Source organism: Parabacteroides sp. FAFU027 (assembly GCF_022808675.1).
Taxonomy (GTDB): domain Bacteria; phylum Bacteroidota; class Bacteroidia; order Bacteroidales; family UBA7332; genus CAXXIC01.
In genome coordinates, this window is the sequence record NZ_JAKZKV010000013.1 from 100410 (window position 1) to 126417 (window position 26008).

The following is a 26008-nucleotide window of genomic DNA, read 5'->3' on the forward strand; positions in this document are numbered from 1 at the left end:
CTTAAATGTGATAAATGTAGATTGAAAACAACATGCCAAGCGCAATCATAAATGCCAGAATCAGACCGTGGGTCCAGCGCAGAATGCCATTCAGTGTATTTCCGTCAAACAGGTCGGTAAAAGTATTGATAAACGGCACTCCGGGAATAAGGAAAAGAACACTGGTAGCCAGGGCGTGTTCCACTGTAAAATCCATATTCAGTTGGGTAAAAAATCCGGCAACCAACGATGCTGTTGCAGCTCCGGCAAATACGCACAGGTATAAGTTGAATTTCAGTTTATGGGCTTCCTGGCGGATAAAAAGTCCGGTAAAGGTTGCAAGATAAGTAATCATCATCTCAATCGCATTTCCACCGGCCAAACGACAAAAAGCACTTCCGGCCAATGCTACCAATGCCAATATCAGCAGACGCGGATAATGAGGTAATGCAACCAAACGATCAATTTCCTGTCGTATCTGTTGAAGCGTCCAGCCATCTTCAACAACCCGCCAGCTCATTCGGCTAATACCGGAAACAATCCTGAAGTTTACGCCATGCGGTGAGGTTCTTTTGAGTCCGTGATAAAGGTTTTCATCTTCTTCGTCATGGAGATTTATCGTAAGAGCCCGGTGTGTGATAAACAAATCCATCGAATACCCATATGCTTCAGCAATTCGATTCACGATTATTCGAATCCTAGCCGTACTCGCTCCGTTACTCATCAGCAAAGCTCCTATTTCAAGCAGCAATACGCCTAACTCCTTTATTTCCTTTTCATCTCTTTTGGCCATAGCACTTTGGTTTGTCAATTTGAATACAAAAGTAGAGCATTTCCGCTATATAATCTGGAATTGACTTTTTTGCAGCCATTTTTCACTATTTTCATTCGAAATGTAATCCATTTGGCAAAATATCACATGCCATCTCCCTAAAATATAAACGGCAGATTGAAATGTTCCAACCTGCCGTTTTACCATTATTTCATTGTTGTTTATCTTGTCAATGTAAACTTCATGCTGATACCAAAATTGGTATTTGAAACCGGATAAGACGACGATGAAACCAATGGTTTATTTATCTGCTTATCCAGGAAAGCCCGTAATGTCAGAGCTTTGCTCATTGCATAATCAGCCGAAAGTTTTACCGTAATGTTACTTGTTCCACTGGTAGGTTGGGTAAAATTATCAGCAATCTTACGGATTAATGCCTGATTGAGTCGGTAGGAAATATCCCCGCGTAGATTAAGGTCATTCTTGAAGTTCGACTTACTTTTCTCATTCGATTCAAAGATCTTGAAATCTGCTATTTTATATCCAAGCCCTACCACAAACTCATCAGCAAGTGATTCGACAATCTGGTTGGATGAAATATTCAAAGCTACATTTCGTGAGTCTTTGTATTCACCATGAATAGACATGTTATTCTTCAAAGTCGCATCCACACCGATAAGCGGGCTGTAACTTTCCGTTATCGCTACCGAACTAATGTCGTATGGTGATGACGGAATCGGATTTCCGGTCAGAACATCACGTATAAATCCAAGGTCATCTCCTGCACCTATTCCGGCAATCCAGTTAGTAAACGAAGAATACGATCCGACACTGTATGTACAACGGTATGCGTGATTCAGACTCAACGCCTTCAATGCACTTTTGATAAACGGCAACTGGTTCAACCCGTCATAAGTAATACGCCAGTTAGGCAAAAGGCTTTTCAATGATGGGAAAGCTGATAGCTCGATGTTATTAGCATCTTTTCCGGTATAAGCGGCTATAAATGCAGGAATCAAGACATCAGCAGAACTTGAATTTACACCGCCGTATTTTGAATCATAGTATGTTGGATAGGTCATATTATCCTTGTTAAAACCGCTATTTGGATAAATCACACCCTGATACTTACCTTCAATCCGACCGGTGATGGTCTGTACGTTCTTTACAAATTGATCAAATGCATCTGATTGATATCCCCTCTTCGCATTTACAGATCTCAGGGAAGTCGAGATTGCAATGGTAGTCATTGTAAAACTACCGGTAAATATTTCAGGCATTCCCTCATACATAAACTGAATCTGCTTATTGTTGTTAGTATTCCGGGTTGCATTTAGCTCTATCTTCAATCCGCGAATAGGTTCAACATTTGCCCGAATCTGCAATTCGTCGTTGATGTTATAAGTAGCAGGAGTTACTAATTTGGTTGAATCATTACCTACACCTAACAACCAGCCTTTATTGTTAGCTCTTTCAATATAACTTTTATCTGTCAGACCAAAAGCAAAATCTAATCCCGGAGCCATTAAGCCCGCCTCCCTTCCTTGTCCAAAGAACGCACCGACTTCAGGTTGGAATGATGGTAATGACATGGCATTTATCCTACGATAACCGATAGATATATTTCTCACTGACATTAATCCACGGGCAATGTATTGCCCAATTTCATAGATTGGAGAATCTTCCATTCTCGGGCCCGGAGTAACCGTTAACTGCAATGATAAGGCGCCTCTGCTGTTGATGACGATCTTATTATTGTCAATTACCTTATAACTCACCTCATACAAGCTATTATCCGCTTTTCGGGCAATTACTTTTACATTGCGGCTGTTCAGGTTGTGGTAAATTGTCAGGGTCGTATCCTTGCGTAGGGAAATGGTCTGCTTGAATTCCTTCTTTGCCATAACATCATTTCTTCGCGGCATTCCCTGACTCTGCTGCAGGGAGGAAAATTTCCTGTTCGCATCTTTCAGAAACTTGAACTTATTATACAGCTGTTCCAGGTTTAACCGGCTATCAAAACCTATCTGCATCTGGTTACGGATGGTATTTCCATACTCGGTATTTGCATCGATATATGCACCTCTGTCCCAGTTATATGATGAATTATATTTCACATCTGCGGTAGTCCAGTCGAGGAATCCGATTTTACTTAGAGGTAAAGTCCATGTTAAATTCGCCGTTTGAGAATATGTCAGAGGACGACCTAACTTCCGCAAGTTCATATTGACTGTATCTTTCCAGTCCTCGTATCGCTCAGGGAACAGACGACGGTTCACAGGAACATTCGGCTCATCAATACGGGCATTCGTTGCCGCATTAATATTGAATTTGATCTGTTTGGTAAAATCCCATCGCAGACTAAATTGGCGATCCCACAAGAAATCTTTTTTCCAGGATAATAACGGATCCGATATTTCTAGTTTTCCTGTTGTGGGATTATTCAAATCACGCGACAACATTTCATAGTAATTGCGTGTAATATTCGTATTGAATCCGAAGTTATTTGGCAAAAAGTTAATACCAAAATCCTTTACTACTTTAAGCGATTTTGCCTTCACCTTATTAAATGGCTCCCAGGCCTTCAACATTGGAGAATAGTTATAGGTAAACATTCCGCGATAGTCACGGCTAATCTCCCACGCAGTAGTCGGATTGTGCTTATTACTTTCGTTATATGCGTATCCTACACTAAAGTTCGCCGGGTCATATGGCATCGGTTTTTTACTCTGAATATCGAATTTCAGGCTTGATACACTGAAGCTTCTGACCTTAACCAAGGTTTGGGAAAGATCTTTGATTGAATCTCTCTTTTCCTGTGTATTGTAGGTATTCAGAACATTTTGCAATAATAAATCCTGATCAGTCGCACTATATTTCGGGCTGGTTACCTGTTCTGAATATGAATAAAAAAGCGGTGCTTTGAGTTTTACTTTTTCAGGAACTAAACGCCCCAACTCAACATTTGCGGCTACGTTCATTTGTTGATAATCTTCGGTCAGTCGTTCTGATACAGACTGTTCTATAGAACCGAAGCCTGCTGTCTGTTTCAATCCGCTCACATTCAAGCTGGCAATGTCAGATATTGCAAGATTGGCGTTACCGGTTAATGCCCATCCGCCATCTTCATTAAATCCGGTTACTCGCAATTCATTCACCCATATCTCAGCAGATTTTGAATTAGTAGAATTATTACGCACCCCGATCATAATAGTCTTGACATCTGACAAAGAAGGGCTTCCCACAACCGTAATCTTGTTTGCAGGGTTATCCGGATCGGACAATGTATATGGTGTAATAAAGGTCACGTTTGTGCCGGCTCTGTTTTTTTCTGTGTTTCTTTTCGTCTTAGTATCGGTCAAAACAGAAAGCGGAAAATCAAACATATTCGTAACCGGCCAAACTTCTAAACGACTTTTTGTCGAATTTGCAAGATATTCCCCCCATTCAGTCAGTGTGAGAGGAATCTCATATTCATAATAGTTATTTTTATAGTCAGAACCTAATCTAATAAAAACGGAAAGATCTCCCGATTTAGGTGTCTTATCATCTTCAGCGATTTTCTCCGCATGAGAGTACATTTGCAGACGCTTATACTGGCGAAGATCTATGCCTGAACCTTTGTAAACAGCACGCGCATCACTGGCGCCCAAATCAGTAATTTTCAACGAAAGTGCCTGTTCATTTAATTGGGTCAACTGAGGTTGACTTGGGTCAATCACACGGCTAATACCCGGAGGTAATACATAAGCCACCGGTTTTCGGTTTGCATTTTCTTCGATATTGACTGCCGAAAGTACCAGCGACCCATTGCTTGATGCCGCATTTTGTTTATTCAGGGTTTGAGTATAAGCACGCCATTCTCCGCGAATTAATTCTAAAGTTGCAAAACGAAGAATTACAGAATCCTGGAAACCGGTAAGATACATACGCATAAAACGTATGGTCTTAAAATCCTTGATATTATTTATTGCTTTATTATAATCATGGACCGGAATTTTAAACTGATACCAGGTTACAGGTTTATTATTAACCAAAGCAACTCGTTTATCTGTTATAAAGTTGTTACCGATAGTTGTGTCCTTGTGGTTGATTTGAACGCGATATTCAAAGTAGCGTTCATATTCATTCAAAGTATTATCCTGATTAATATCCTCAACATCTGGTACATTCTTTGCTGCCACATCATATTTCTCGGGAGAATCTGATGATGCTGTTGAGTTTCCCTCTGTACCGTTATAGCGTTTGTAACGATTTAGAATGCTTACTTTATCCTTGTCAAAATCAGAACCTCGGAAATAGTGATAATTATCTCCGGCCGGGTCATTATTAATCTTCTCGTACGCAGCATCAGTCAGGTAACCTTTTAAGGAAGCTAAATAACTGGCATAGGTCGAAAACGATTTTTCTTCTGTTGTTGAAAGCCCATCCAATCCGATGTCTTGTAACTTCCGAAGTCCGGTAGTGTTATCAAAAGCATAAGTCAGAGATTGTCTTTTTGAGATGTACCCCCAATTTGTAGAATCGACAATGCTTTTATCGCCTGTAAAGCCATTTTCAAAAGACTTTTTCCCATCCTTGAGGATATCTTCAGAAACCTCCCCGAGATTGAATACCAATTCTCCATTACTTCCCTTTTGAGCATCGGATTCATTTACAAATGGATCCATCATCCAAAACTCAATATATTCGATATTAGAGCTTTCAAAGTCTGTAATATCAAGTTTACGCATCACCCCCCCCCAGCGTTTGGCCGGGTCCCTTAAAGTACCATCGGGGTTGATACCGGATGAATAACTTGTTGGATTGACATCCAGGTTGTAAGGGCCTCTTTCTTTTGGATAATAGGCAACGTTAAGCACCGGTATTATTGATGTTTCGCCATACACCCTTGATTTATTCGGGAAAATCTCCTGTTCAGTTACTTCTCGAACAAAGTTATTCTGACGTTGCTCTTTATCTGCCTTAATGTGAGCCGGCATCAAAGATGAGCTGGTCCGCGTAAAGATCCCATCAATCTGATACCAGGCCAGAAGAGCCCGGTTTTTCCCGTAGCTTATGTCGTTTGACAATTTTGACTCAGCAAATTCCGAAGGTGTTGAAGCAATCGTCCAGGGATAATATTCACGCAAACTGTATCCTGTCTGTGTCGCCTCAAAGTCATCCAGATAAGAAGTTCCCTGGTTTCCCAGTTCTTTAGCATGACCGGGATTTAACTTCGCAAATTCTGCATTAACAGTAAGATAAGACGGTGCCTTTGCATTGATAAAAGGAACTTTGTTTACAAGATCTGTCAACCACTGGAATTGCTTACGGTACGAAGTATTGAAGCCCCATATTGTATTGCTGATTGACTCCTCACCCATATTGACTTTTTGTGTCAATGGCTTTTCAGATAAGTGCATAATCGTACCACCCACGGTGAAATTCGGATTGAACTCATAATTCAGATTCAACCCTGTCAACGTTTTGCGCTGCATGCTAAATGTGGATTGATTCTCAAGCGATACACTCACCGGAGTTCCTGATTCCAATATATTACTATTGAGAATGGTCACCACACCCATCGCATAATCTACCGTATAATCGACATTTTCAGTCAACGCTGCTCCCCCGGCTGTTACTTTTACCGATCCCCGCGGCACATTCATTGCATTCAGTCTGATTTCCGAACCTGATGAGGATTTATATTCTCCTTTCAACAAAAACTTATTCTTTTCGGCAAGTTGTTGGGCAACCGTTTTAGTTGAATCATAGAGTTCTTGGAAAACATATTTACTCGCCTTGTTAGCGTCAGTAAACTGTTTCGCAAGGTGGGCGCCAAATGGCTCTACAACAGGAAAGTAAATGCGTCCGGTTTGTGAATTAACGGTAAATCCCTCAACATAGTCAAAGAATCCGTCAGGATAATTCTCATTTTTAGAATCAAGACGGTCCAGATTCATGGTTTTCAGCAGGACTTGTTTTCCATTCTTACTTTCAGGCAAATAGTTCACGTAGTTACCGGTAGAATCGCTTTGGTAAACAATATCCATACGGAATTTATCTTTCTGAATCTGGTAAGCATTGAGTGCATACACGTTTTTCATCATCAAATTCCACATTTTTGAATCCGGCGAGAACGAGGTGTTTTTCAACAACTTAGCATACAATGTTTTACCGGCAGTTGTATTATCCGACGAAAATTCCCCCACCTGATAAACAGTACCATTCATGGTATATTCGTAAGCCACACACAATACTTCATCCGGTTGAAGCGCCGATTTCAGGGAAACATATCCCAACTGGCTATTGTAGGTATATTCCGAAGATTCAAGCTTGCGTGCACTCTCGATTTTCTCATAATCCTTTCCTCCCACAATCTGGCCTTCCAATATCTGGCTTGCTTTGCTGATTTCACGTAGATCTGTCCAGGAAGTAATTGTTTTATATAATGAGTTTGACTCATTATCAGGAACTTCTTTACTTCCGGGTGTCCATTTATTATCAGACAAATCCTTGGCATTATGTTCCCCTAAATCGGTAAAACCTATAATATTACGGGCCTGATCATAATTACCTCTTTTATTTGTCACCCATACCTCCATCCGGTTAATAACCATTCCGGAAGAAATATATGGCAATTTGCTCATCCACTTATCGTAATTATCCCGGAAGTAGTGAGAAAGAAAGAAGTGGCGATTTTCGTCATACTGATCAATTTTAATTTCAAATGAAGTCGTCTGAACTCCTCCTTTTGCATTGACCGTTTTTGACTGGGATTCTTGTTGAGCCAGAATAGCTGTAGCCTTAAGTTTTCCAAACTGCAATGTGGATTTGACCCCAAACAGCGCCTGAGAACCTTTTATCAATGAACCGGTAGCCGGCATACTAACATTCCCGGCTTCAATGTTTTTAATAATCTCATCCTCTTTTCCCTGATACTGAAGTTTGATTTTCTTAGAGTCAAAATCAAACGTTGCCTCCGTATCATAGTTCAGGTTAAAGTTCACTTTATCACCTACTTTGGCATTGACATTCAACTGTACCTTCTCGTCGAAATCAAAGTATGTACGTTTGCGGGAACGCTCCGGCAATGAAGGGTTGTCAATTACGTTACGCTTAATCCCAAGCCCGATCTCGGCAGATCCCTGTGTACGAATATCAATTCCTCCGGGGCCAAATAATTTATCTGCAGGGCCGAGACCGATTTTCACATTCAAAAATCCGAGATTGTCTTTTCCCTTAGACAGAGCCTCTGCATTTTTGGACTTGTAATATGACTGCAGGGACTGATAAAAAGTCTGGTTCATATACTCTTTTTCAGTCAGCAAAATCGGAGTCGCTATATCCACATCCCCCATCCTGGTCCGAATGATATAATTACGTGTATCCGTATCAAATTCAACTGAGGTATTAACATTTTTGGGATTAGGAAGATCAATCGGGTTCTTTTGGCGATACTCAGTCGCAGAAGCAGGTGCAAGCTGCGCAACCGGGTAGCGCGATTTTGCGGTAGAATCCTGGCTTGTTGATTTTACCGTCTGATTGGGTATTTGTTTTTCCCCTCCGGTCTTTGCAAATACACTGATAAATCCGCCTGCCAGTGCAACCAGAGCAAGAGATAAAAGAGGTTGGATTTTATTTTTCAAAACATAGAAGTTTTTGAATGAACAAATTACAGTAACTTAAGAGCTGACTTAATCACCTGTTCCACCGTCATTTGAGGCGATTCAGAGAGCAGCTTGCGTACCACTTTAGCCGATGCAGCCTGCATAAAGCCTAGCATGATTAATGCAGCAACTGCTTCATTTTCCGTTTCGGAATGAGCCAATGCACCCATAATTAACGAGTCTCCCGAGGCTTTTATTTTGTCTTTCAGGTCAACAATAATACGTTCTGCTGTTTTAGCACCGATACCTTTCACTGTTTTAAGCAGTTTGGAATTACCGGATGCAATGGTTGATTCCAGTTCCGCTACGGTCATCGAGGAAAGAATCACCCTTGCAGTATTGGTCCCGACCCCCGAAACGGAGATCAGCAGAAGAAAAATCTCCCGCTCATGCTTATCCCGGAAGCCATAAAGCAGATGCGCATCTTCACGAATGGCCTCGTAAACGTAAAGTTTTATACGATGGCCTACCGACATATTTTGATAAGTATTGAGCGATATATTAATAAAATACCCCAGGCCGTTACAGTCAACAACCACACTTGCGGGCGTAAGTTCTACAATTTCTCCGGAAATATAATCAAGCATAAATCTCTTAATTTTTCGGGTCTGATTTTTATGGTTTACTACTCAAAATCGCAAGTTGGGTAATTCTTATTTTCAAGTTGTTAACTCAACAAAAAGACAAAACAGACATGCGTGTCTACATTTACCCTAATTTACGATAAGAGCCACAAAAATATAACAAATTCCCGAACAAATAAGAGCGCTATTAATATTGTTTATTTCGAACAACAAAGAATATTCACCCTGAATGGACTATTTTTGCAACAAATTTCAAAGCATGACAGATTTGAGCCAACTGGCGGAAAAAGCTAAAAAACAGGAAAAGCAGTTTAAGCTCTTTTTCAAAGGACTGAAGAAGAACCAGCTCCGGGATTTGGATGACACGATTCATGACATTCATGAAGAGGTTTTCGAAGAGACAAACTGCCTGGAATGTGCCAATTGTTGCCGTTGCCTTGGCCCCCGCATTACCGACCGGGATATTGAAAAAATTGCTTCTGCTCTTCGGCTAAAGCCACATGAAGTCGTTGCCTCCTACCTTAGAATAGATGAGGACAACGATTATGTTTTTAAATCAATGCCCTGCCCTTTTCTGATGCCGGATAATTATTGCAGCATTTACGAAAACCGACCCAAGGCTTGTCGCGAATATCCGCATACCGACCGGAAGAAGTTTTTTCAAATCCATCAATTGACCATCCGTAATGCACAGACCTGCCCGGCTGTATTCGAAATACTGGAGCAGCTTAAAGCAGAGTTCGAAGGCTAATTTGGCGATACAATCGTTTTTGAGTAATTTTGCGTGATCATATTGGGTGTTTTTACATTAGGTATTCTACTGTAATTCACTTGACTCAAACTAACAAGCACAATCAGACCCAATGAATTCATTCGGAAATATTTTCAAACTAACCTCTTTTGGTGAATCACACGGTAAAGGCATCGGCGGTGTAATCGACGGAGTTCCTTCCGGAATAGAAATAGACATGGCTTTTATCCAAAGCGAGCTAGACCGCCGCAAACCCGGCCAATCCAAAATCACCACCCCCCGCAAAGAAAATGACGAAGTTTCGTTCCTTTCGGGAATCTATGACGGCAAGACAACCGGCACCCCAATCGGTTTCGTCATCTATAATGAAAACCAGCACTCTTCAGACTATGATAATCTGAAAGAGCTATACAGACCATCTCACGCTGACTTCACTTATGCCTCCAAATACGGCAATCGGGACCATCGTGGCGGTGGCCGCTCATCTGCCCGCGAAACCATCTCCCGCGTTGTAGCAGGTGCAATTGCCAAGCTGGCTCTCAAACAACTAGGTATCGAAATTATCGCTTACACGTCACAAGTGGGGTCCGTAGCCCTGACAGGCTCGTACCAAGATTACGACCTTTCAACCATAGAAAACACCCCCGTTCGCTGTCCGGACGCGGAAGTGGCAGAAAAGATGATTGAGCTCATCCACCAGATGAAAGCAGAAGGCGACACGATCGGCGGTGTAATTTCGTGTGTAATCAAAGGTACGCCCGTAGGACTGGGAGCTCCGGTTTTTGACAAACTACATGCAGCTTTGGGGAATGCCATGCTAAGCATAAATGCGGTAAAAGGATTCGAATACGGAATGGGATTTGCCGGAGTCGGGCTTCGTGGCTCTGAGATGAACGATGCATTCTACAATGACAACGGCACCATCCGCACGCGCACCAACCATTCCGGAGGTATCCAGGGGGGAATCTCCAACGGAGAGGACATCTACTTCCGTGTAGCATTCAAACCCATTGCTACCCTATTGAGAAATGTGGAAACAGTAGATAATGAAGGCAACGAAATCACTTTAAAAGCCAAAGGTCGTCACGACTCCTGCGTGCTGCCCCGCGCAGTACCCATCGTAGAAGCAATGGCCGCCATGGTTATTTTCGACCATTATCTGATAAACAGAACCACTAAACTCTGATTTATTTACAGAATATCATATTAACGTCTGGCTCAATGATGAGCCAGACGTTTTTTTATTTCAATCCACGGCAAAAAACAAATAACAACTGAACACAAACAAAAAAAGGCCACCGAAACTTCGATGACCTTATTTTGCTCTTCAAGTAGGACTTGAACCTACGACCCTCTGATTAACAGTCAGATGCTCTAACCGACTGAGCTATTGAAGAGTGTATAACCAATAAAACTTTTGCTCTTCAGGTAGGACTTGAACCTACGACCCTCTGATTAACAGTCAGATGCTCTAACCGACTGAGCTACTGAAGAGTGTGTATAACCAATAAAACTTTTGCTCTTCAGGTAGGACTTGAACCTACGACCCTCTGATTAACAGTCAGATGCTCTAACCGACTGAGCTACTGAAGAGTGTATAACCAATAAAACTTTTGCTCTTCAGGTAGGACTTGAACCTACGACCCTCTGATTAACAGTCAGATGCTCTAACCGACTGAGCTACTGAAGAGTGATGCACCTCCTTTGAAAATGCAGTGCAAAAGTAATAGGTTATTCGCAATTATGCAATATCTTTGCACAATAAAATCACAAAAAAATGAGAGTACTTGGAATGGGCAATGCCCTTGTGGACGTGCTTACACAACTTAAATCAGATGATTCTCTGAACGTTATGGGTCTTCCCAAAGGCAGTATGCAATTAATCGATGAAGCGAAATTATTTTCAATTATCGACGAAATAAAGTCATTTGAAAGCAAACATGCCTCCGGTGGATCGGCAGCAAACACAATTTGCGGCTTAGCTCAGCTGGGTATTTATTCTGGTTTTATCGGTAAAACAGGCCCCGATCATTACGGCAAACTATATGCAGAGGAATTAAAAAAGAACAATGTTATTCCTCATTTGCTCGAAAACGACATGGCATCGGGATGTGCAATGGCCATGATCACTCCGGATGGTGAACGTACCTTCGGCACCTACCTGGGAGCTGCCGCCACCCTGGAGGTCGACGATATTAAACCTGAAATATTCGAAAACTATCAATACTTCCATATAGAAGGATATCTGATCCAAAATCCGGAACTGATCCGCAAAGCATGCAAACTGGCTAAAGCGGCAGGTTGCAAAATCGCTCTTGATATGGCAAGCTACAATGTGGTTGAAGCTAATCTTGATTTCTTCCGCGAATTATTGACGGAATATACCGACATCGTTTTTGCCAATGAGGAAGAAGCCTATGCCTTTACCGGTAAAGAACCGGAAGAAGCATTGGAAATACTCGGTGAACTCTGCGAAATTGCAGTTGTGAAAGTCGGAGCGAAAGGCTCATTAATTAAACGGGGAGAAGAAATCGCTACTGCTCAGGCCATCGAAGCTTCATGCCTCGACACAACCGGAGCCGGGGACCTCTATGCTGCTGGTTTCCTTTACGGACTAATCCATAATCATCCGTTACAGGTTTGCGGTCAAATCGGATCATTACTTTCGGGCAACGTTATCGAAGTTATTGGTGCAAAAATGGACGCGGAACGTTGGGACGCAATCAAAGACCGCGTCTCCCAAATCACTCTGGGCAACAACTAATACCCAAATTAAAGATACACAAGGGAGTCTCTGCAGGCTCCCTTTTTTAGATCTATAACGCTTTGTGCGTATCTTTGCCACGAATCGTAGTTCGACGAAGGCAATCCACGAATAAGAAAGTATCTTTTCTTTTTCGGTTTTGAAAAAGCATTTGTGGTATTCGGTCTTTATTTATTCATGATTTCAGCAAGCTAGCCTCTCTAAATTAATTTGAGTCCACTCCGAAAACGAAGTTTTTCGGAGATTCGCGAAATTTCAGTTTTCAGATTGTTAATCTTCAGCGTAGTATAAATGTGATATTCGTGGATTCGTGGCAAAAATAACTTTTCGGAGCAAACTCAATTTGTGAATCGAAGATCAACGAAGTTAATTCGTGGCTTACAATTTTGATTTATGTCTTGTTTTTCGGAATAATTACACGAAACTTAGGAAAATACTTTTCCTAAGTGATAAAGTAAGCCACACCACCCATAACAGAGCTCACTTTTTCATACCTGACCGTTCTATCCCGTTTCTTTATATAAAAAAAGAAAATCCGGCAAAGTATCCCGGAGCAAAATATTGTTTTAACAAAAAACTCTCTCTAATTTTAGCCTCGATTTTGACTGAATAAAGAAACAACCATTACACCATTACTTTATGAAAAGATTTAGATTAGGCAGAAATGCAGTTATTGCAGCCACCCTGCTCCTATCCAATATCGCCGTTTCAGGTTATTGCGACGAAAAACACAATTTCGACAACACTAAAAATCTGGACGTTTTCTATAGTATCTATAAACAGCTTGACCTGTTTTATGTGGATTCTATCAAGCCGGAGAAAGTGATCCGCACAGGCATCAACGCCATGCTGGGGAGCCTTGACCCATACACCAACTACATCCCCGAGGATGAAATGGAGGACTTTAAATTCATCACAACCGGGGAATATGGCGGCATCGGCTCAATCATTGGTTCACGCAATGGCAATATCATCATCTCTGAGCCTTATGAAAATATGCCTGCTGCCAAAGCCGGATTGAAAGCCGGAGATGTTGTTCTGGAGATTGATGGGAAAAGCGTAAAAGGTAAAGCCATCAACGAAGTTAGCGAATGGTTAAAAGGCCAACCCAACACCATCATCAAAATTAAATACCAAAGAGACGAAAATAAACCGAAAGAAGTAACAGTTACCCGTTCTAAAATTACGGTCAGCTCTGTCCCCTATTACACCGTGGTCGGAAATAATACCGGCTACATTCTCATCAGCAGTTTTACCGACAAAACCGGAGAAGAGTTTAAAAGCGCATTTCTGGATTTGAAAAACAATAAAAAAATTACTTCTCTCATCATTGACCTGCGCGGCAATGGCGGTGGCATCATGGAGGAAGCTATCAAAGTGATTAACTACTTTGTACCGAAAGGAGTGGAGGTTGTTTCCACAAAAGGCAAAGTAAAACAATGGGATCGCGTCTATAAAACACCCGCCGAACCATTGGACACCCAAATTCCTATAGCCGTAATGGTCAACCGTGGTTCGGCCTCCGCATCAGAGATTGTATCCGGAGCACTTCAGGACCTGGATCGTGCCGTGATTATTGGCAGTCGCACATTCGGCAAGGGTCTGGTGCAAACGACACGTCCGATCAGCTATAATGGAAGCATAAAGGTAACAACCGCTAAATACTACACCCCAAGCGGACGATGTGTGCAGGCGATTGATTACAGCAACCGGAATCCCGATGGCAGTGTAGGTAAAACCCCGGATAGCCTCACCACGGTTTTCTATACAAAAAACAGACGCCCGGTTCGTGACGGTGGCGGTATCACCCCCGATGTGACGACCGAGGAGGTTCAAATACCGAACATTGTGTACTACCTCGAAAGCGATTACCTGTTGTTTGACTACGCAACGCAATACGTTAGAAAACACGATAAAATTGATATCGCAGGCAAATTTGCTCTAACGGATGCTGACTTCAACGATTTTAAGGCCTTTGTAAAGTCTAAAAACTTCACCTACGATCGTCAAAGTGATAAAGCATTGAAAGAATTGAAAGAGGTAGCTAAATTTGAAGGATATTACGAAAGTGCCGAACCGGAATTCAAGGCTCTGGAAGCAAAGCTCACTCACGATTTGGATAAATCTTTGAATAAATTCTCAACTGATATCCGCAATATGCTGGAAATCGAGATTGCCAAACGTTACTATTTCCAGAAGGGTGAAATCGCCCAGACACTGAAAAACGACAAGGAGATCAAGAAGACCCTGGAAGTGATCAACAATGCACAAAAGACTTCCGAACTGCTTAAAGCGACTGCTTCGAAATAGAGCTCAAACTCATAAAAAAATTAGGCGACTGCGCAAATATAGCGTAGTCGCCTTGTTTTTTTAACCACAGATGAAATCAAAATATCAAATCTATGTAGTTGATTTTCCGAATAAAAGCATTACCTTTGCAGCACTTTTTGAGAATTACAATATAATGTCTAACTCACTAGTAAACCAAAAATCAATTAATTATTTATGTCTGAACAATTTAAAAATGTAGCTCCTGTTGAGAACTTCGACTGGGATGCGTTCGAAAAAGGTGAAGTTTTTGGCGAAAAAAGCCACGACGAATTGGTTAACACTTACGACCAGTCTTTAAACACAGTTAAAGACAAAGAGGTAATCGAAGGTACAGTTATTTCATTGAACAAACGCGAAGTAGTTGTAAACATCGGTTACAAATCAGACGGTATCATTTCTATGAATGAATTCCGTTACAATCCTGAATTAGCTGTAGGTGACACTGTAGAAGTTTACATCGAAAGCCAGGAAGACAAAAAAGGACAATTGATCCTTTCTCACAAAAAAGCTCGTGCTACCCGCTCTTGGGATCGTGTTAACGAAGCTTTGGAAAAAGACGAAATTATAAAAGGTTTCGTGAAATGCCGCACTAAAGGTGGTATGATCGTTGACGTATTTGGTATCGAGGCGTTCTTGCCAGGTTCTCAAATTGACGTTAAACCTATCCGTGACTACGATGTATTCGTTGGTAAAACAATGGAATTCAAAGTGGTTAAAATCAATCAGGAATTCAAAAACGTTGTTGTTTCTCACAAAGCTCTTATCGAAGCAGAAATCGAACAACAGAAAAAAGATATCATCTCTAAACTTGAAAAAGGTCAGGTACTTGAGGGAACCGTTAAAAACATCACTTCTTACGGTGTATTCATCGACTTGGGTGGCGTTGACGGCTTGATCCACATCACTGACCTTTCTTGGGGACGTGTTTCACATCCTGAAGAAGTTGTTGCATTGGATCAAAAACTTAACGTTGTTATCCTTGACTTCGACGATGAGAAAAAACGTATTGCTCTCGGCTTGAAACAATTGACTCCTCACCCATGGGATGCTTTGAGCGCAGAACTGAAAGTTGGCGACAAAGTTAAAGGTAAAGTTGTTGTTATGGCTGATTACGGTGCATTCATCGAAATCGCTGCTGGCGTAGAAGGTTTGATCCACGTTTCAGAAATGAGCTGGTCACAACACCTGCGTAGCGCTCAGGACTTCCTGAACGTAGGCGACGAAGTTGAAGCTGTTATCCTGACTTTGGACCGCGAAGAGCGTAAAATGTCTTTGGGTATCAAACAGTTGAAACAAGATCCATGGGAAGCTATCGAATCTAAATATGCAGTAGGTTCTAAACACACTGCTAAAGTTCGTAACTTCACTAACTTCGGTGTATTCGTAGAAATCGAAGAAGGTGTTGACGGTTTGATCCACATCTCTGACCTTTCTTGGACTAAAAAAGTAAAACACCCATCTGAATTCACTCAAATCGGTGCTGAAATCGAAGTACAAGTATTGGAAATCGACAAAGAAAACCGTCGTTTGAGCCTGGGTCACAAACAATTGGAAGAAAACCCATGGGATGTTTTCGAAACAATCTTCACTGTTGACTCAGTTCACGAAGGAACTATCATCGAATCTTTGGACAAAGGCGCTGTAATCGCTCTTCCTTACGGTGTTGAAGGTTTCGCAACTCCTAAACACTTGGTTAAAGAAGACGGTACTCAGGCACAAGTTGAAGAAAAACTTGAGTTCAAAGTAATCGAATTCAACAAAGAAGCTAAACGCATCATTCTTTCTCACAGCCGTATCTTCGAAGATGCTCAAAAAGCAGAAAACAAAGAAGCTGCGAAAGAGAAAAAAGCTGCGAAAAAATCTTCTAAGAAAGAAGATGTAGCTCCTACTCAGACACTCGAAAAAACTACTTTGGGTGACATCGAAGAGCTTGCTGCTTTGAAAGACAAATTGGCTGGTAAATAATTTACCGTCTGAATATACAGAAGAGGCGTTCCGAAAGGTTCGCCTCTTTTTTTTATCCAAACCATTTACCCCGGTAAAACGTTCTTCATTCATCCTGACTAAATATTAATCCGATGAACACAAAACAATTTGAAAACAAAGTTGTGCTGGTAACCGGAGCCTCAAGAGGCATTGGAAATGAAATAGCCAGACAATATGCCCATATGGGAGCCAGTATCATTATTGCAGATATCCAACCCGCTAAAAAGGATTTCCCATTTGAATTTATTCATACAAACGTTGGAGAAGCCGACTCCGTAAAGGCTCTGTTTTCGATCATTAAGGAGCGTTACAAGCAACTGAATATCTTGATTAATAATGCGGGAATTTCGATATTTACCCCCTTTGAAGAGTTGAGCTTGGAGAATTGGGACAAGGTAATCAATACCAATCTCCGTAGTGTATTCCTTTGCAGTCAGGCGGCACTGCCATTGATGAAAGAGAAGGGCGGAAAAATCGTCAATATAGCTTCTACGCGGGCTTTTATGAGTGAAGCGAACACGGAGGCCTATTCTGCATCGAAAGGCGGAATAATAGCCCTTACACATGCTTTGTCTGTGTCTTTATCTAAACACCAAATACAAGTCAATTCGATTTCACCCGGGTGGATAGAAACAGGAAATTACGAAGCGCTTAGAAAAGAAGACCATGCTCAGCACCCTAGTAACCGGGTAGGAAAACCGACAGATATAGCAAGAGCCTGCCTCTTCCTGACAAGCCCTGAAAATGATTTTATAAATGGGACAAATCTCACCATTGACGGAGGAATGACCATCAAGATGATATATGAAGAATAAAAGAAGAGCGGCATTGAATTTTTTCATTTCAATGCCGCTCTTCTTTTTTATTTTCCATCCACTCTCGCTACGGTAGTCAGATTGGTCAATCTATTGAGCTTAGAGCAAAGATTATTCACATCAATGGCACTGTGAACCATAAACTCAATCCGACCCTCAAATATACCATCTTTTGTTTCGATATGAATCTTTTGGATATTCATGCTCAGTTCCTCAGAGAGGACTTTTGTGATATCATTCAATACGCCAATCGCATCAACTCCCTTCACCTCGATACTAACCGGGAAAGAGTGCTCAGCAAAGGAACTCCACTCTACTGAAAGAAGCTTATTCCCGAAAGTACTTTTGAGTCGCATCGCAACCGGACAAGAGCGTTTATGCACCTCTACCATCCCACTGTCGCTGATATATCCCAATGCATCATCAAAAGGCAGGGGATGACAACAATCAGCAAACTTGAAGGTTTTGTTAAAGTCCTCCTCTTCAAGAAAGAAGGATTTTTTCTTGTCAATGGGGACTTTTTCAGAATTAACGGCATTCCTTTTATTCGACTTTCCACCTCCGAATATTTGCCTCAGATTTCGGGTAAAGAATCCGGACTCTTTATCCTTCACCTGCTCAACAATATCACCATCTTCCAGGTCAATTTCTTTCTTCCCAACCTGTTTAAACAGCTCTTCTTTGGATGCCAGATTATGTATCTGAATCAGGGTATTGATTGCGTGAGGCTTTTCCCCTAAATGACTTGAAATAAATTCTTTTACAATAGTTTCGCCCTGTTGGATAGCCAGCCTGTCATCTTTCTGAAGCTGTTTATTGATATTTACTCGAGCATGGGATGTTGTTACATAATTCAGCCATTCTGGTTGTGGTAGTTGTGAGCGTGATGTCAGAATCTCAACCTGATCTCCACTCTGAAGTTTATGGCTGAGAGGAACCAGTTTATGGTTTACTTTTGCACCAATACAATGATAACCAAGTTGGGTGTGTAGGTTAAAGGCAAAATCGAGTGCAGTAGCCCCCTGAGGCAGGGTTTTAATTTCTCCTTTTGGTGTAAATACAAAAATTTCAGAAGCGTACAGATTCATCTTAATAGAATCCAGAAAATCCATCGCACTCGGCCCCGGATTTTCCAACACTTCACGGATTCGTTTCAACCAATCATTCAATTCACTGCTGGTTTCAACGGTAGTTGTTTCAGTCTTGTAATTGAAGTGAGCTGCCATCCCTTTTTCGGCAATCTCATTCATACGCTCGCTTCGGATTTGAACCTCAATCCAGTGTCCTCCCGGGCCCATGACCGTAACGTGAAGTGCCTGGTAGCCGTTTGCTTTAGGTCGGCTCACCCAGTCGCGGATACGCTCAGGATGTAATCGGTAAATATCGGTAATCAGGGAGTAAATGTTCCAACATTCTATCTTTTCAAGATTCTCATCCTTTGGTTTAAAGATGATACGGGCAGCGCAAAGGTCATAGATTTCTTCAAAAGAAACTTTTTTGGTTTGCATTTTAAGCCAAACGGAATAGACAGACTTGGTTCTCCAAATCATGTCAAATTTCACTCCCATTTCACTCAATTTGTGTCTAATGGGGGCAGCAAAATCCTCATATATATTTTGTCGAAGAGATTCTTCGGTTGAAATACGTTCACTCAGTTCACGGTAGGCATCAGGATGCTCATACTTAAAACTAAGGTCTTCAAGTTCTGATTTGATAGCATGAAGACCTAAACGATAAGCCAATGGCGCGTAGAGGTATTGCGTCTCCCCTGCAATTTTAAATTGCTTGCTGGGTAACATCGAATCGAGTGTGCGCATGTTATGCAGGCGGTCGGCCATTTTAATAAGCACCACTCGAATGTCTTCCGACATCGTCAATAGTAATTTTCTAAAGTTTTCAGCCTGGGAAGAGGCTTGTTCTCCGAAAATACCGCCAGAAATCTTGGTAAGGCCGTCCACAATCTGTGCAACCTTTTCGCCAAAAAGATTTGAAATATCTTCAACCGTAAACTCTGTATCCTCAACCACATCATGTAATAATGCAGCACAAATCGAGGTAGAGCCCAAGGTCATGTCTTTAGCAACAATCCGTGCTACAGCAATGGGATGAAGAATATAAGGCTCTCCGGAACGGCGACGAATGCCCTTGTGAGCAGCATTCGCAAAATTGAATGCTTTAGTAATTATTTCAATTTTCTTCCTGTGAGGTGAGTTCAGGTAATCTTCAATCAATTCCTGAAACTCCTTCTCTATCAGTTCTTCGTCTGACAAATTCTTTATCTCTTCGCTCATATAATCGGATTACGATTTCGGAATTTTAATGCGCATGCCAACCTGAATCGCATCCTGGCGGCTCATTTTATTAGCTTGCATAATCTGCTCTACACTTGTCCCGGGGTATTTGCTGGCAATAGCCCAAAGCGTATCCCCTTTTCTGACACGGTAATATTCGAAATCTTTTATTAAACTATCCTTGGATACAAATTTATTAGAGCGATCATCCACCGATATAGAATCATTTACAGCCTTGGAAACAGTTTTGTTTTTCAAGGCCAAATCTTTAGACTCAACCAGCACTGTTTTTACACGTTTTTCTTTCGTGCGTATAGAAAGCATGTCTCCTCTGTCCAGTTTTGTACTCTTGAGATGATTCCACTTCTTTACGTCTGAAGTATTAACATTATATTTATCTGCAATTTCAGACAAGGTCTCACCTTTTTTCACCTTATGATGCAAGGTTACATCGACCATCTCGATAACCTGCTTGCGTTTTGCCGACTGATTTGTATCTGCCAATGTTGCTTTTTCCTCGGTCTCTTTGGTTCTCTTTTCCACTTTGATAGCTAAAAGCTGACCTTTGCTGACTTTAGATTTGCTTAAGTGATTCATTTTTTTCAAATCACATACACTTACATCATATTTAGCAGCAATCTCCTGCAATGTTTCCCCTTTCTTCACTTTATAATATTGGGTAGTAGCGGAAACACTCTTTGCTTTTGTTTTCTCTTTTACAACAGAAGCCGTTTGGTTTGAGATAGAATCATTTGAGTTTTTGACCGGCGCAACAGGAGTTACTCTTTTCTCTTTATAGATAGCTAAAAGGGAATTCTTTTTGAGTTTTGTTGATTTCAGGTTATTCCAGCTTTTAATATCAGAAACCGAAACCCCGTAACGACTGGCAACATTATAAATCGACTCTCCTTTACGGACTTTATGCCTGATTACTGTCTGTACAACATCGTCATTGATTGTTCCCGGATCAACGGTTTTACGGAAGTTAAGCAGAAACTCTTCAGAACGGTATTTGGCAATGGTATCCTCTTGCTCAATATAGGCATAAGCTGATGCCATGGGCAATCTCAATGTCTGAGGTTTAATATTTCCCGGGATAAGCTCTTTCCGGTATTGAGGATTCAGAATTTTAACCTCTTCCACAGGGATATTGAGCATGTCCGCAATCTGTTGGAAATGCACCATTTTATTCACCTGTACGGTATCTGAATTTACCGGGAGTTTACATTGGGCTGCACAGATATTATGCTCTTTTGCGTAGCTCATCAGATAATTAACAGCGATGAATGCAGGCACATATCCACGCGTTTCTTTCGGCAGGTTGAAATAAATCTCCCAATAATCACGCTTTCCACCGGAACGACGGATCGCTTTATTGACATTTCCGGGTCCACAGTTATAAGCTGCAATAGCCAGATTCCAGTCTCCATAAATTCGATGAAGCGCCTTTAAATATCTTACTGCGACATATGTCGATTTAATCGGGTCACGACGTTCGTCGATGAGGTTATCAATCTGCAAACCGTAATCTTTTCCGGTATAAATCATAAACTGCCACAAACCCGCAGCTCCAACACGCGAAGTAGCGGCTGGATTCAATGCCGATTCAATTACCGGCAGATACTTGAGCTCCAGCGGCATATTTTCAGCGTCGAGAGCTTGTTCAAAAAGCGGGAAATAAAACTTTGACAAGCCCATCATGTAGCTGACACGCTCTCTCAGGCGACCTGCATAGAGGTCAATATACGTTCTAACCACCTGGTTATAGGGCATTTCTATAACAGATGGCATTTTTGATAATCGTTCAATGTAAATTGAGTCTGAAAATAGAGGATTCTCGGATTGCTGAATGCAATGTTCATCCAAAGACAGGTGATTGGTAACGATCCAATCCGAAAGTAGAGAATCAATATTGGAAGTCAGAGGAGCTGGTACCTGAATGGCATCATCATGAATTGTTTCCTTTATACCACCCGGCGTTCGTTTGGCAGCAAAAGAAGAAAGGCTAATAATGAAAAGAGAAAAAACAAATAAGCGAGTCTTAATCATAAAACTAAAATTTAATCGAACACTGAAGCCCGAGGTTCAGCGAACGGTCATTCTGGTTAGTTGATTTGATCAATGAAGGGTTTAACTTTAAACTCAGATCGGGACTGATATCAAACTGAAACAGTTGAGCATCCACATAAGCATCGATCATTGTAACAAAATAAAGACCTACCATACTGATTACGGTCAGGTCTCGATTGCGCCGGAAATAATCTCTCCGGTTCTTAAGGATAGTAGTCAGTTGATCTTTTGATATTTCGCCGTTTTCATATCGTGTCACATATGAAAGCGGTAAAATATCCTTAAAACGGTTTGTATTGGGATTGTTATCAGTTATATCCTGATAAGCATTCGAATAGTCCTTCAAATACTGACTATTCCAGGTCAACCCATAAGTTAACCCTGCAAAACCGCCATACACCAGCGGCAATTTCCAATACTTGCGGTTATAAATCTGACCAAGACCCGGCAACAAAGCTGAATACCATACAGCCTTTCCGGGATCGGGAGCAAAACGAAGCTTTTGGGTAGCTCCGGCAATATCTGCTTTGTTGTATCCTGTCGGTAATTCCTTTACCGACAATGTATCATTCTGCCTGCTATTAATGACAGAAACTCCGCCTTGCTGAGCAAAAGCGGAGGTAAAGCACAAATATAGTGCAATTATCGCAAATATTCGTCTGGTTATCAACGTCAAATTACTTTAATCCGTCAAAAATATTGATAATCCGTTCCAGATCTTCTTCCGATTTAAATGGAATACTAATCTTTCCCTTACCTTTTTCGTTTATTGAAAACTGAACCCTGGTCTTGAAATATTTAGTCAAATGCTTCTTCAAAAGATTGTATTCTTCGGGCAGAGCATTCTTCTTTTTCTCCTTCGGAGCAATATCGTCAATATTTTTCCCGGCATTATATGCTTTTACCAGCTCCTCTACCCTTCTTACCGAAAGTTCATGAGTCAGTATCTCTTCGTAAATCTTCAACTGCACAGTCGGATTGTCCACCGGAATCAATGCGCGGGCGTGTCCCATGTCGATCTTCTTATCCTTTAATCCCATCTGGATATCAGCCGGAAGCTTCAGAAGACGCAGAAAGTTGGCAATAGTAGTTCTTTTCTTACCGATACGTTCACTTAAACGTTCCTGGGTAAGATTATATTGCTCGATGAGGTTTTGATAAGCCAGGGCAACCTCTATCGCATTCAGGTCTTCACGCTGGATATTTTCAATCAACGCCATCTCAAGCACCTCTTCATCTCCGGTAGTACGGATGTAGGCCGGTATCGAAGAAAGACCGGCTAAGATGGAAGCCCGGTAACGACGTTCTCCGGCGATAATCTGGTACTTCTCACTACCCACTTCACGGAGTGTAATGGGCTGAATAATCCCAAGTTCTCTTATTGATGACGCCAGCTCATTCAGTGATTCCTGATCAAACTCACGACGGGGCTGATCCGGATTGGGGAAAATCTTCTTCAGATCCACCTCATTAATGGACGAAGAACCACCGGTTTTCACTTCATCCATGGTAATGAGAGCATCCAACCCCCGTCCGAGAACATTTTTCTTAATTGCTGCCATAAATAGCGACTAATATTTTTCTATATATCAAATAATCGGAAACCTCTCCGCTTATTTATTTTTCTCAATAATCTCTTTAGCCAACTGAATGTGGTTGATCGCCCCTTTTGATTCCGCATCATAAAGCAATACCGGAAGGCCATGACTTGGCGCCTCACTCAATCGAATATTCCGCTGAATCACTGTCGTAAATACCATTTCACGGAAATGACGTTTCAATTCTTCGTAAATCTGGTTCGCCAGACGAAGACGTGAGTCATACATCGTCAAGAGAAAACCTTCAATCTCAAGGGATGGATTCAGTTTGGACTTGATGATTTTAATCGTGTTGAGCAGTTTACTAATCCCTTCCAACGCAAAATACTCTGATTGAACCGGAATAATCACCGAATCGGCAGCCGTCAGTGCATTTACCGTAATCAAGCCTAAAGAAGGTGAGCAATCTATGAGAATGTAATCATATTCACCTCGTATCTTTTGAAGAGTACTCTGTAATACCCGATCGCGATTTTCCACATTCAAAAGTTCCAGCTCGGCTCCAACCAAATCGATATGAGAGCATACGATACTCAGATTCTCAATGCAGGTCGGCATGATAGCTTCGTGAATATCCACACCATCAATCATACATTCGTAGATCGAATATTGAAGCGATTTAATATCGATACCCAATCCGGAAGAAGCATTGGCCTGAGGGTCAGCATCTACGACAAGGACTTTCTTATCGAGTGTAGCCAATGAAGCAGCCAGATTTATGGTGGTGGTGGTTTTACCGACCCCGCCTTTCTGATTAGCTAATGCAATGATTTTCCCCATACGATTCAGATCTATTTTTTGGCAAATCTAAGCAATAAATTGTTTCACGACCTACTCTATTATGAAACAATTGCCGTAAATGTTGAAAAGTTGCGCATTTTGTTGATAACTGAGCGTTTTAAACAGGTTTTTCAACGCGGTTTATTCGTTCTCCTGTTGCTCTTTTTTCAATGCTTCTATTTTCTGTTCCAATGAGTTGACAACATCCTGCTGGGCAGTCACTTGCTGCACTTTATCTTCTGATGAACGGAAAAACTGAAACTCATTGATCTTATCCAGCTTTGCTTTTTCCGCGTCCAATTGCGTATTTAATTCGGCGATCTGCTTTGTAAGAGAGATTCGTTTCTCTTCTTTCTGGCGCATCAGCTCTTCTTGTTTCATTTCATCAATCTCTGTCTGACGGCTGTCGGATACACGACGGATATCTTTCAATGAATCTGTCTGTTCTGTCAAATCGCTTTCAAGTGTATCTATTCTAATTTGCTGATAAGTAAAAACCGCTATGCTAATACATACGATTATCACAAACAAGACATATACCCAGCCATTGCTTTTCTTTTTCTCCTTAGTTTTAGGAGATTCAGGCATAACTTTTTCTTCCGGCTTCGGTAGTACTTGCGGTTTAATCAATGGTGGCGGCGTACTTCTAAAGAGAAATTGCAATTCGGCAACCTCCTTAGCTGACACCCAACTATCCATACCTTCACTCCAAACTGGAGTATTCGGTGTTATTTTTCTCTGCCTCAATTCGCCAATAGAAAACGGGCCTAACGACTGGCCCTCCTGATGAATAAAATATGTGTTCACGATTCTAATATGTTTAAGATATGCGATATCAAATTCATTACGCGCAAATTTAGGCCTATTTTATTGATTTACAAATGAAGGCTGGTGTTAAGCAGGCTTACAATATATCAAAAAACCCGGACAGAAGCATCTAGCCGGGTTTATCCTTTTGTTTTTCAACAAAATATTATTCTTTGCTCATATCAGCTTTATTACTCTGATTTTGCCGTTTTGGAATAGACAAACAAAGGGAAATCAACATTTTGAAACTCCCCGCTCATCGCAACGTAATATTCCGGATAGTTTCCCGCAGCACTTTCACCTCCATCTCCAGCTCTTTGTTTCGCTCGGTCAATGTCTGATTTTGCTCTTCCAGGGATTTGAGTTGAGCCTCTTTTTCCTGGTTCAAAACCTCGGGATTTGCGTATGGCAGCATTTCGGCGATTTCCCGGAAAAAATTATATTGCAGAAAATCCGACAAATCGACCAAGCGCTGCACCTGCATGGTGGGGCTATTGAGCATGGTCATTATCGTCGATGCACTAAGATTTAACCGGCGTCCAAGGTCGGCAGCCGTATAATGATTCTTCTTCATCTCGCGTTTCACCAGAGAGATGGGGATTATCTTTTCCATAAGTTATACGATTTACATTGATGTTTCAATTGCTATCACTAGTGTCCCATTAAAATTGGGACGTAATTAAAACTCAAATAAACTTGGCTCATTAAGCCTAAAACGATCTTTGTCATTTTGAAATTTAGTTCTGTTGAATAGTTCTCTAAGATTAGTTTTATCAGTCAATGAAATACTCAAGATCTGCAAAACCTCATATGTAGTTCTGTCAAGTT

The 26008-nt window shown here is 41.3% G+C and carries 16 protein-coding genes, 4 tRNA genes and 1 pseudogene; 6 read left to right on the forward strand and 15 right to left on the reverse strand.

The genetic code is table 11. From position 1 onward, the window contains the following. Position 1: 1 nt before the first annotated feature. The 3 genes from MLE17_RS16410 to ruvA form a co-directional block, all read right to left on the reverse strand. A complete protein-coding gene (locus MLE17_RS16410) occupies positions 2-772 on the reverse strand; it encodes a threonine/serine exporter ThrE family protein (protein WP_243349809.1) in 771 nt (256 codons plus the stop codon). Between the two features lie 200 nt (positions 773-972). Continuing rightward, on the reverse strand, positions 973-8382 hold the full coding sequence (sprA, locus tag MLE17_RS16415) for a cell surface protein SprA (RefSeq protein ID WP_243349810.1): 7410 nt from the start codon (positions 8380-8382) through the stop codon (positions 973-975). A gap of 26 nt (positions 8383-8408) precedes the next feature. After that, complete coding sequence (gene ruvA / locus MLE17_RS16420) at positions 8409-8990, reverse strand: Holliday junction branch migration protein RuvA (protein ID WP_243349811.1); 582 nt, start codon at positions 8988-8990, stop codon at positions 8409-8411. A gap of 256 nt (positions 8991-9246) precedes the next feature. On the opposite strand from ruvA, the gene MLE17_RS16425 reads away from it, so the two are divergent. Further along, a complete protein-coding gene (locus tag MLE17_RS16425; protein ID WP_243349812.1) occupies positions 9247-9738 on the forward strand; it encodes a YkgJ family cysteine cluster protein in 492 nt (163 codons plus the stop codon). Positions 9739-9850: 112 nt separating this feature from the next. Continuing rightward, on the forward strand, positions 9851-10924 hold the full coding sequence (aroC, locus tag MLE17_RS16430; protein WP_243349813.1) for a chorismate synthase: 1074 nt from the start codon (positions 9851-9853) through the stop codon (positions 10922-10924). A 137-nt stretch (positions 10925-11061) separates the two neighbouring features. On the opposite strand, the gene MLE17_RS16435 is transcribed toward aroC, so the two are convergent. From MLE17_RS16435 to MLE17_RS16450, 4 genes are all read right to left on the reverse strand, one after another. Next, a tRNA-Asn gene (locus tag MLE17_RS16435) sits at positions 11062-11135 on the reverse strand. Positions 11136-11158: 23 nt separating this feature from the next. Continuing rightward, positions 11159-11232 (reverse strand) — tRNA-Asn (locus MLE17_RS16440). Between the two features lie 25 nt (positions 11233-11257). Further along, positions 11258-11331 (reverse strand) — tRNA-Asn (locus MLE17_RS16445). A 23-nt stretch (positions 11332-11354) separates the two neighbouring features. Beyond that, a tRNA-Asn gene (locus tag MLE17_RS16450) sits at positions 11355-11428 on the reverse strand. Positions 11429-11515: 87 nt separating this feature from the next. Between MLE17_RS16450 and MLE17_RS16455 the strand changes: the two genes are divergently transcribed. The 4 genes from MLE17_RS16455 to MLE17_RS16470 all read left to right on the forward strand — a co-directional run bounded on the left by MLE17_RS16455 (position 11516) and on the right by MLE17_RS16470 (position 17634). After that, a complete protein-coding gene (locus tag MLE17_RS16455; RefSeq protein WP_243349814.1) occupies positions 11516-12502 on the forward strand; it encodes an adenosine kinase in 987 nt (328 codons plus the stop codon). A gap of 639 nt (positions 12503-13141) precedes the next feature. Next, complete coding sequence (locus tag MLE17_RS16460; protein ID WP_243349815.1) at positions 13142-14812, forward strand: S41 family peptidase; 1671 nt, start codon at positions 13142-13144, stop codon at positions 14810-14812. A gap of 195 nt (positions 14813-15007) precedes the next feature. Next, positions 15008-16798: a 30S ribosomal protein S1 gene (gene rpsA, locus MLE17_RS16465; RefSeq protein ID WP_243349816.1), complete on the forward strand. Its 1791-nt coding sequence runs from the start codon at positions 15008-15010 to the stop codon at positions 16796-16798. 113 nt (positions 16799-16911) lie between these two features. After that, the gene (locus MLE17_RS16470) at positions 16912-17634 is read left to right on the forward strand and encodes an SDR family NAD(P)-dependent oxidoreductase (protein WP_243349817.1); all 723 of its coding nucleotides are present in this window, start codon (positions 16912-16914) and stop codon (positions 17632-17634) included. 47 nt (positions 17635-17681) lie between these two features. Here the strand turns inward: MLE17_RS16470 and MLE17_RS16475 are convergent, their stop codons facing one another. From MLE17_RS16475 to MLE17_RS16510, 8 genes and pseudogenes are all read right to left on the reverse strand, one after another. Then, positions 17682-19925 (reverse strand): RelA/SpoT family protein, encoded by a 2244-nt coding sequence (locus tag MLE17_RS16475; RefSeq protein ID WP_243349818.1) that lies wholly within the window; start codon positions 19923-19925, stop codon positions 17682-17684. Between the two features lie 9 nt (positions 19926-19934). Further along, positions 19935-21974, reverse strand: coding sequence for a LysM peptidoglycan-binding domain-containing protein (locus MLE17_RS16480; protein ID WP_243349819.1), 2040 nt, complete (start codon positions 21972-21974; stop codon positions 19935-19937). A gap of 4 nt (positions 21975-21978) precedes the next feature. Further along, complete coding sequence (locus MLE17_RS16485) at positions 21979-22626, reverse strand: DUF5683 domain-containing protein (RefSeq protein WP_243349820.1); 648 nt, start codon at positions 22624-22626, stop codon at positions 21979-21981. Positions 22627-22672: 46 nt separating this feature from the next. Further along, complete coding sequence (locus MLE17_RS16490) at positions 22673-23557, reverse strand: ParB/RepB/Spo0J family partition protein (RefSeq protein ID WP_243349821.1); 885 nt, start codon at positions 23555-23557, stop codon at positions 22673-22675. Between the two features lie 51 nt (positions 23558-23608). After that, complete coding sequence (locus MLE17_RS16495; protein WP_243349822.1) at positions 23609-24373, reverse strand: ParA family protein; 765 nt, start codon at positions 24371-24373, stop codon at positions 23609-23611. Positions 24374-24514: 141 nt separating this feature from the next. Then, positions 24515-25180 carry a GYF domain-containing protein gene (locus tag MLE17_RS16500; protein ID WP_243349823.1) on the reverse strand — a complete coding sequence of 222 codons (666 nt, stop codon included), beginning with the start codon at positions 25178-25180 and terminating at the stop codon, positions 24515-24517. Between the two features lie 256 nt (positions 25181-25436). Next, entirely contained in the window at positions 25437-25793 is a 357-nt protein-coding gene (locus tag MLE17_RS16505; protein ID WP_243349824.1) for a hypothetical protein, read from the reverse strand. A gap of 66 nt (positions 25794-25859) precedes the next feature. Next, a pseudogene (locus MLE17_RS16510) lies at positions 25860-26008 on the reverse strand (IS4 family transposase); the annotation flags it as partial.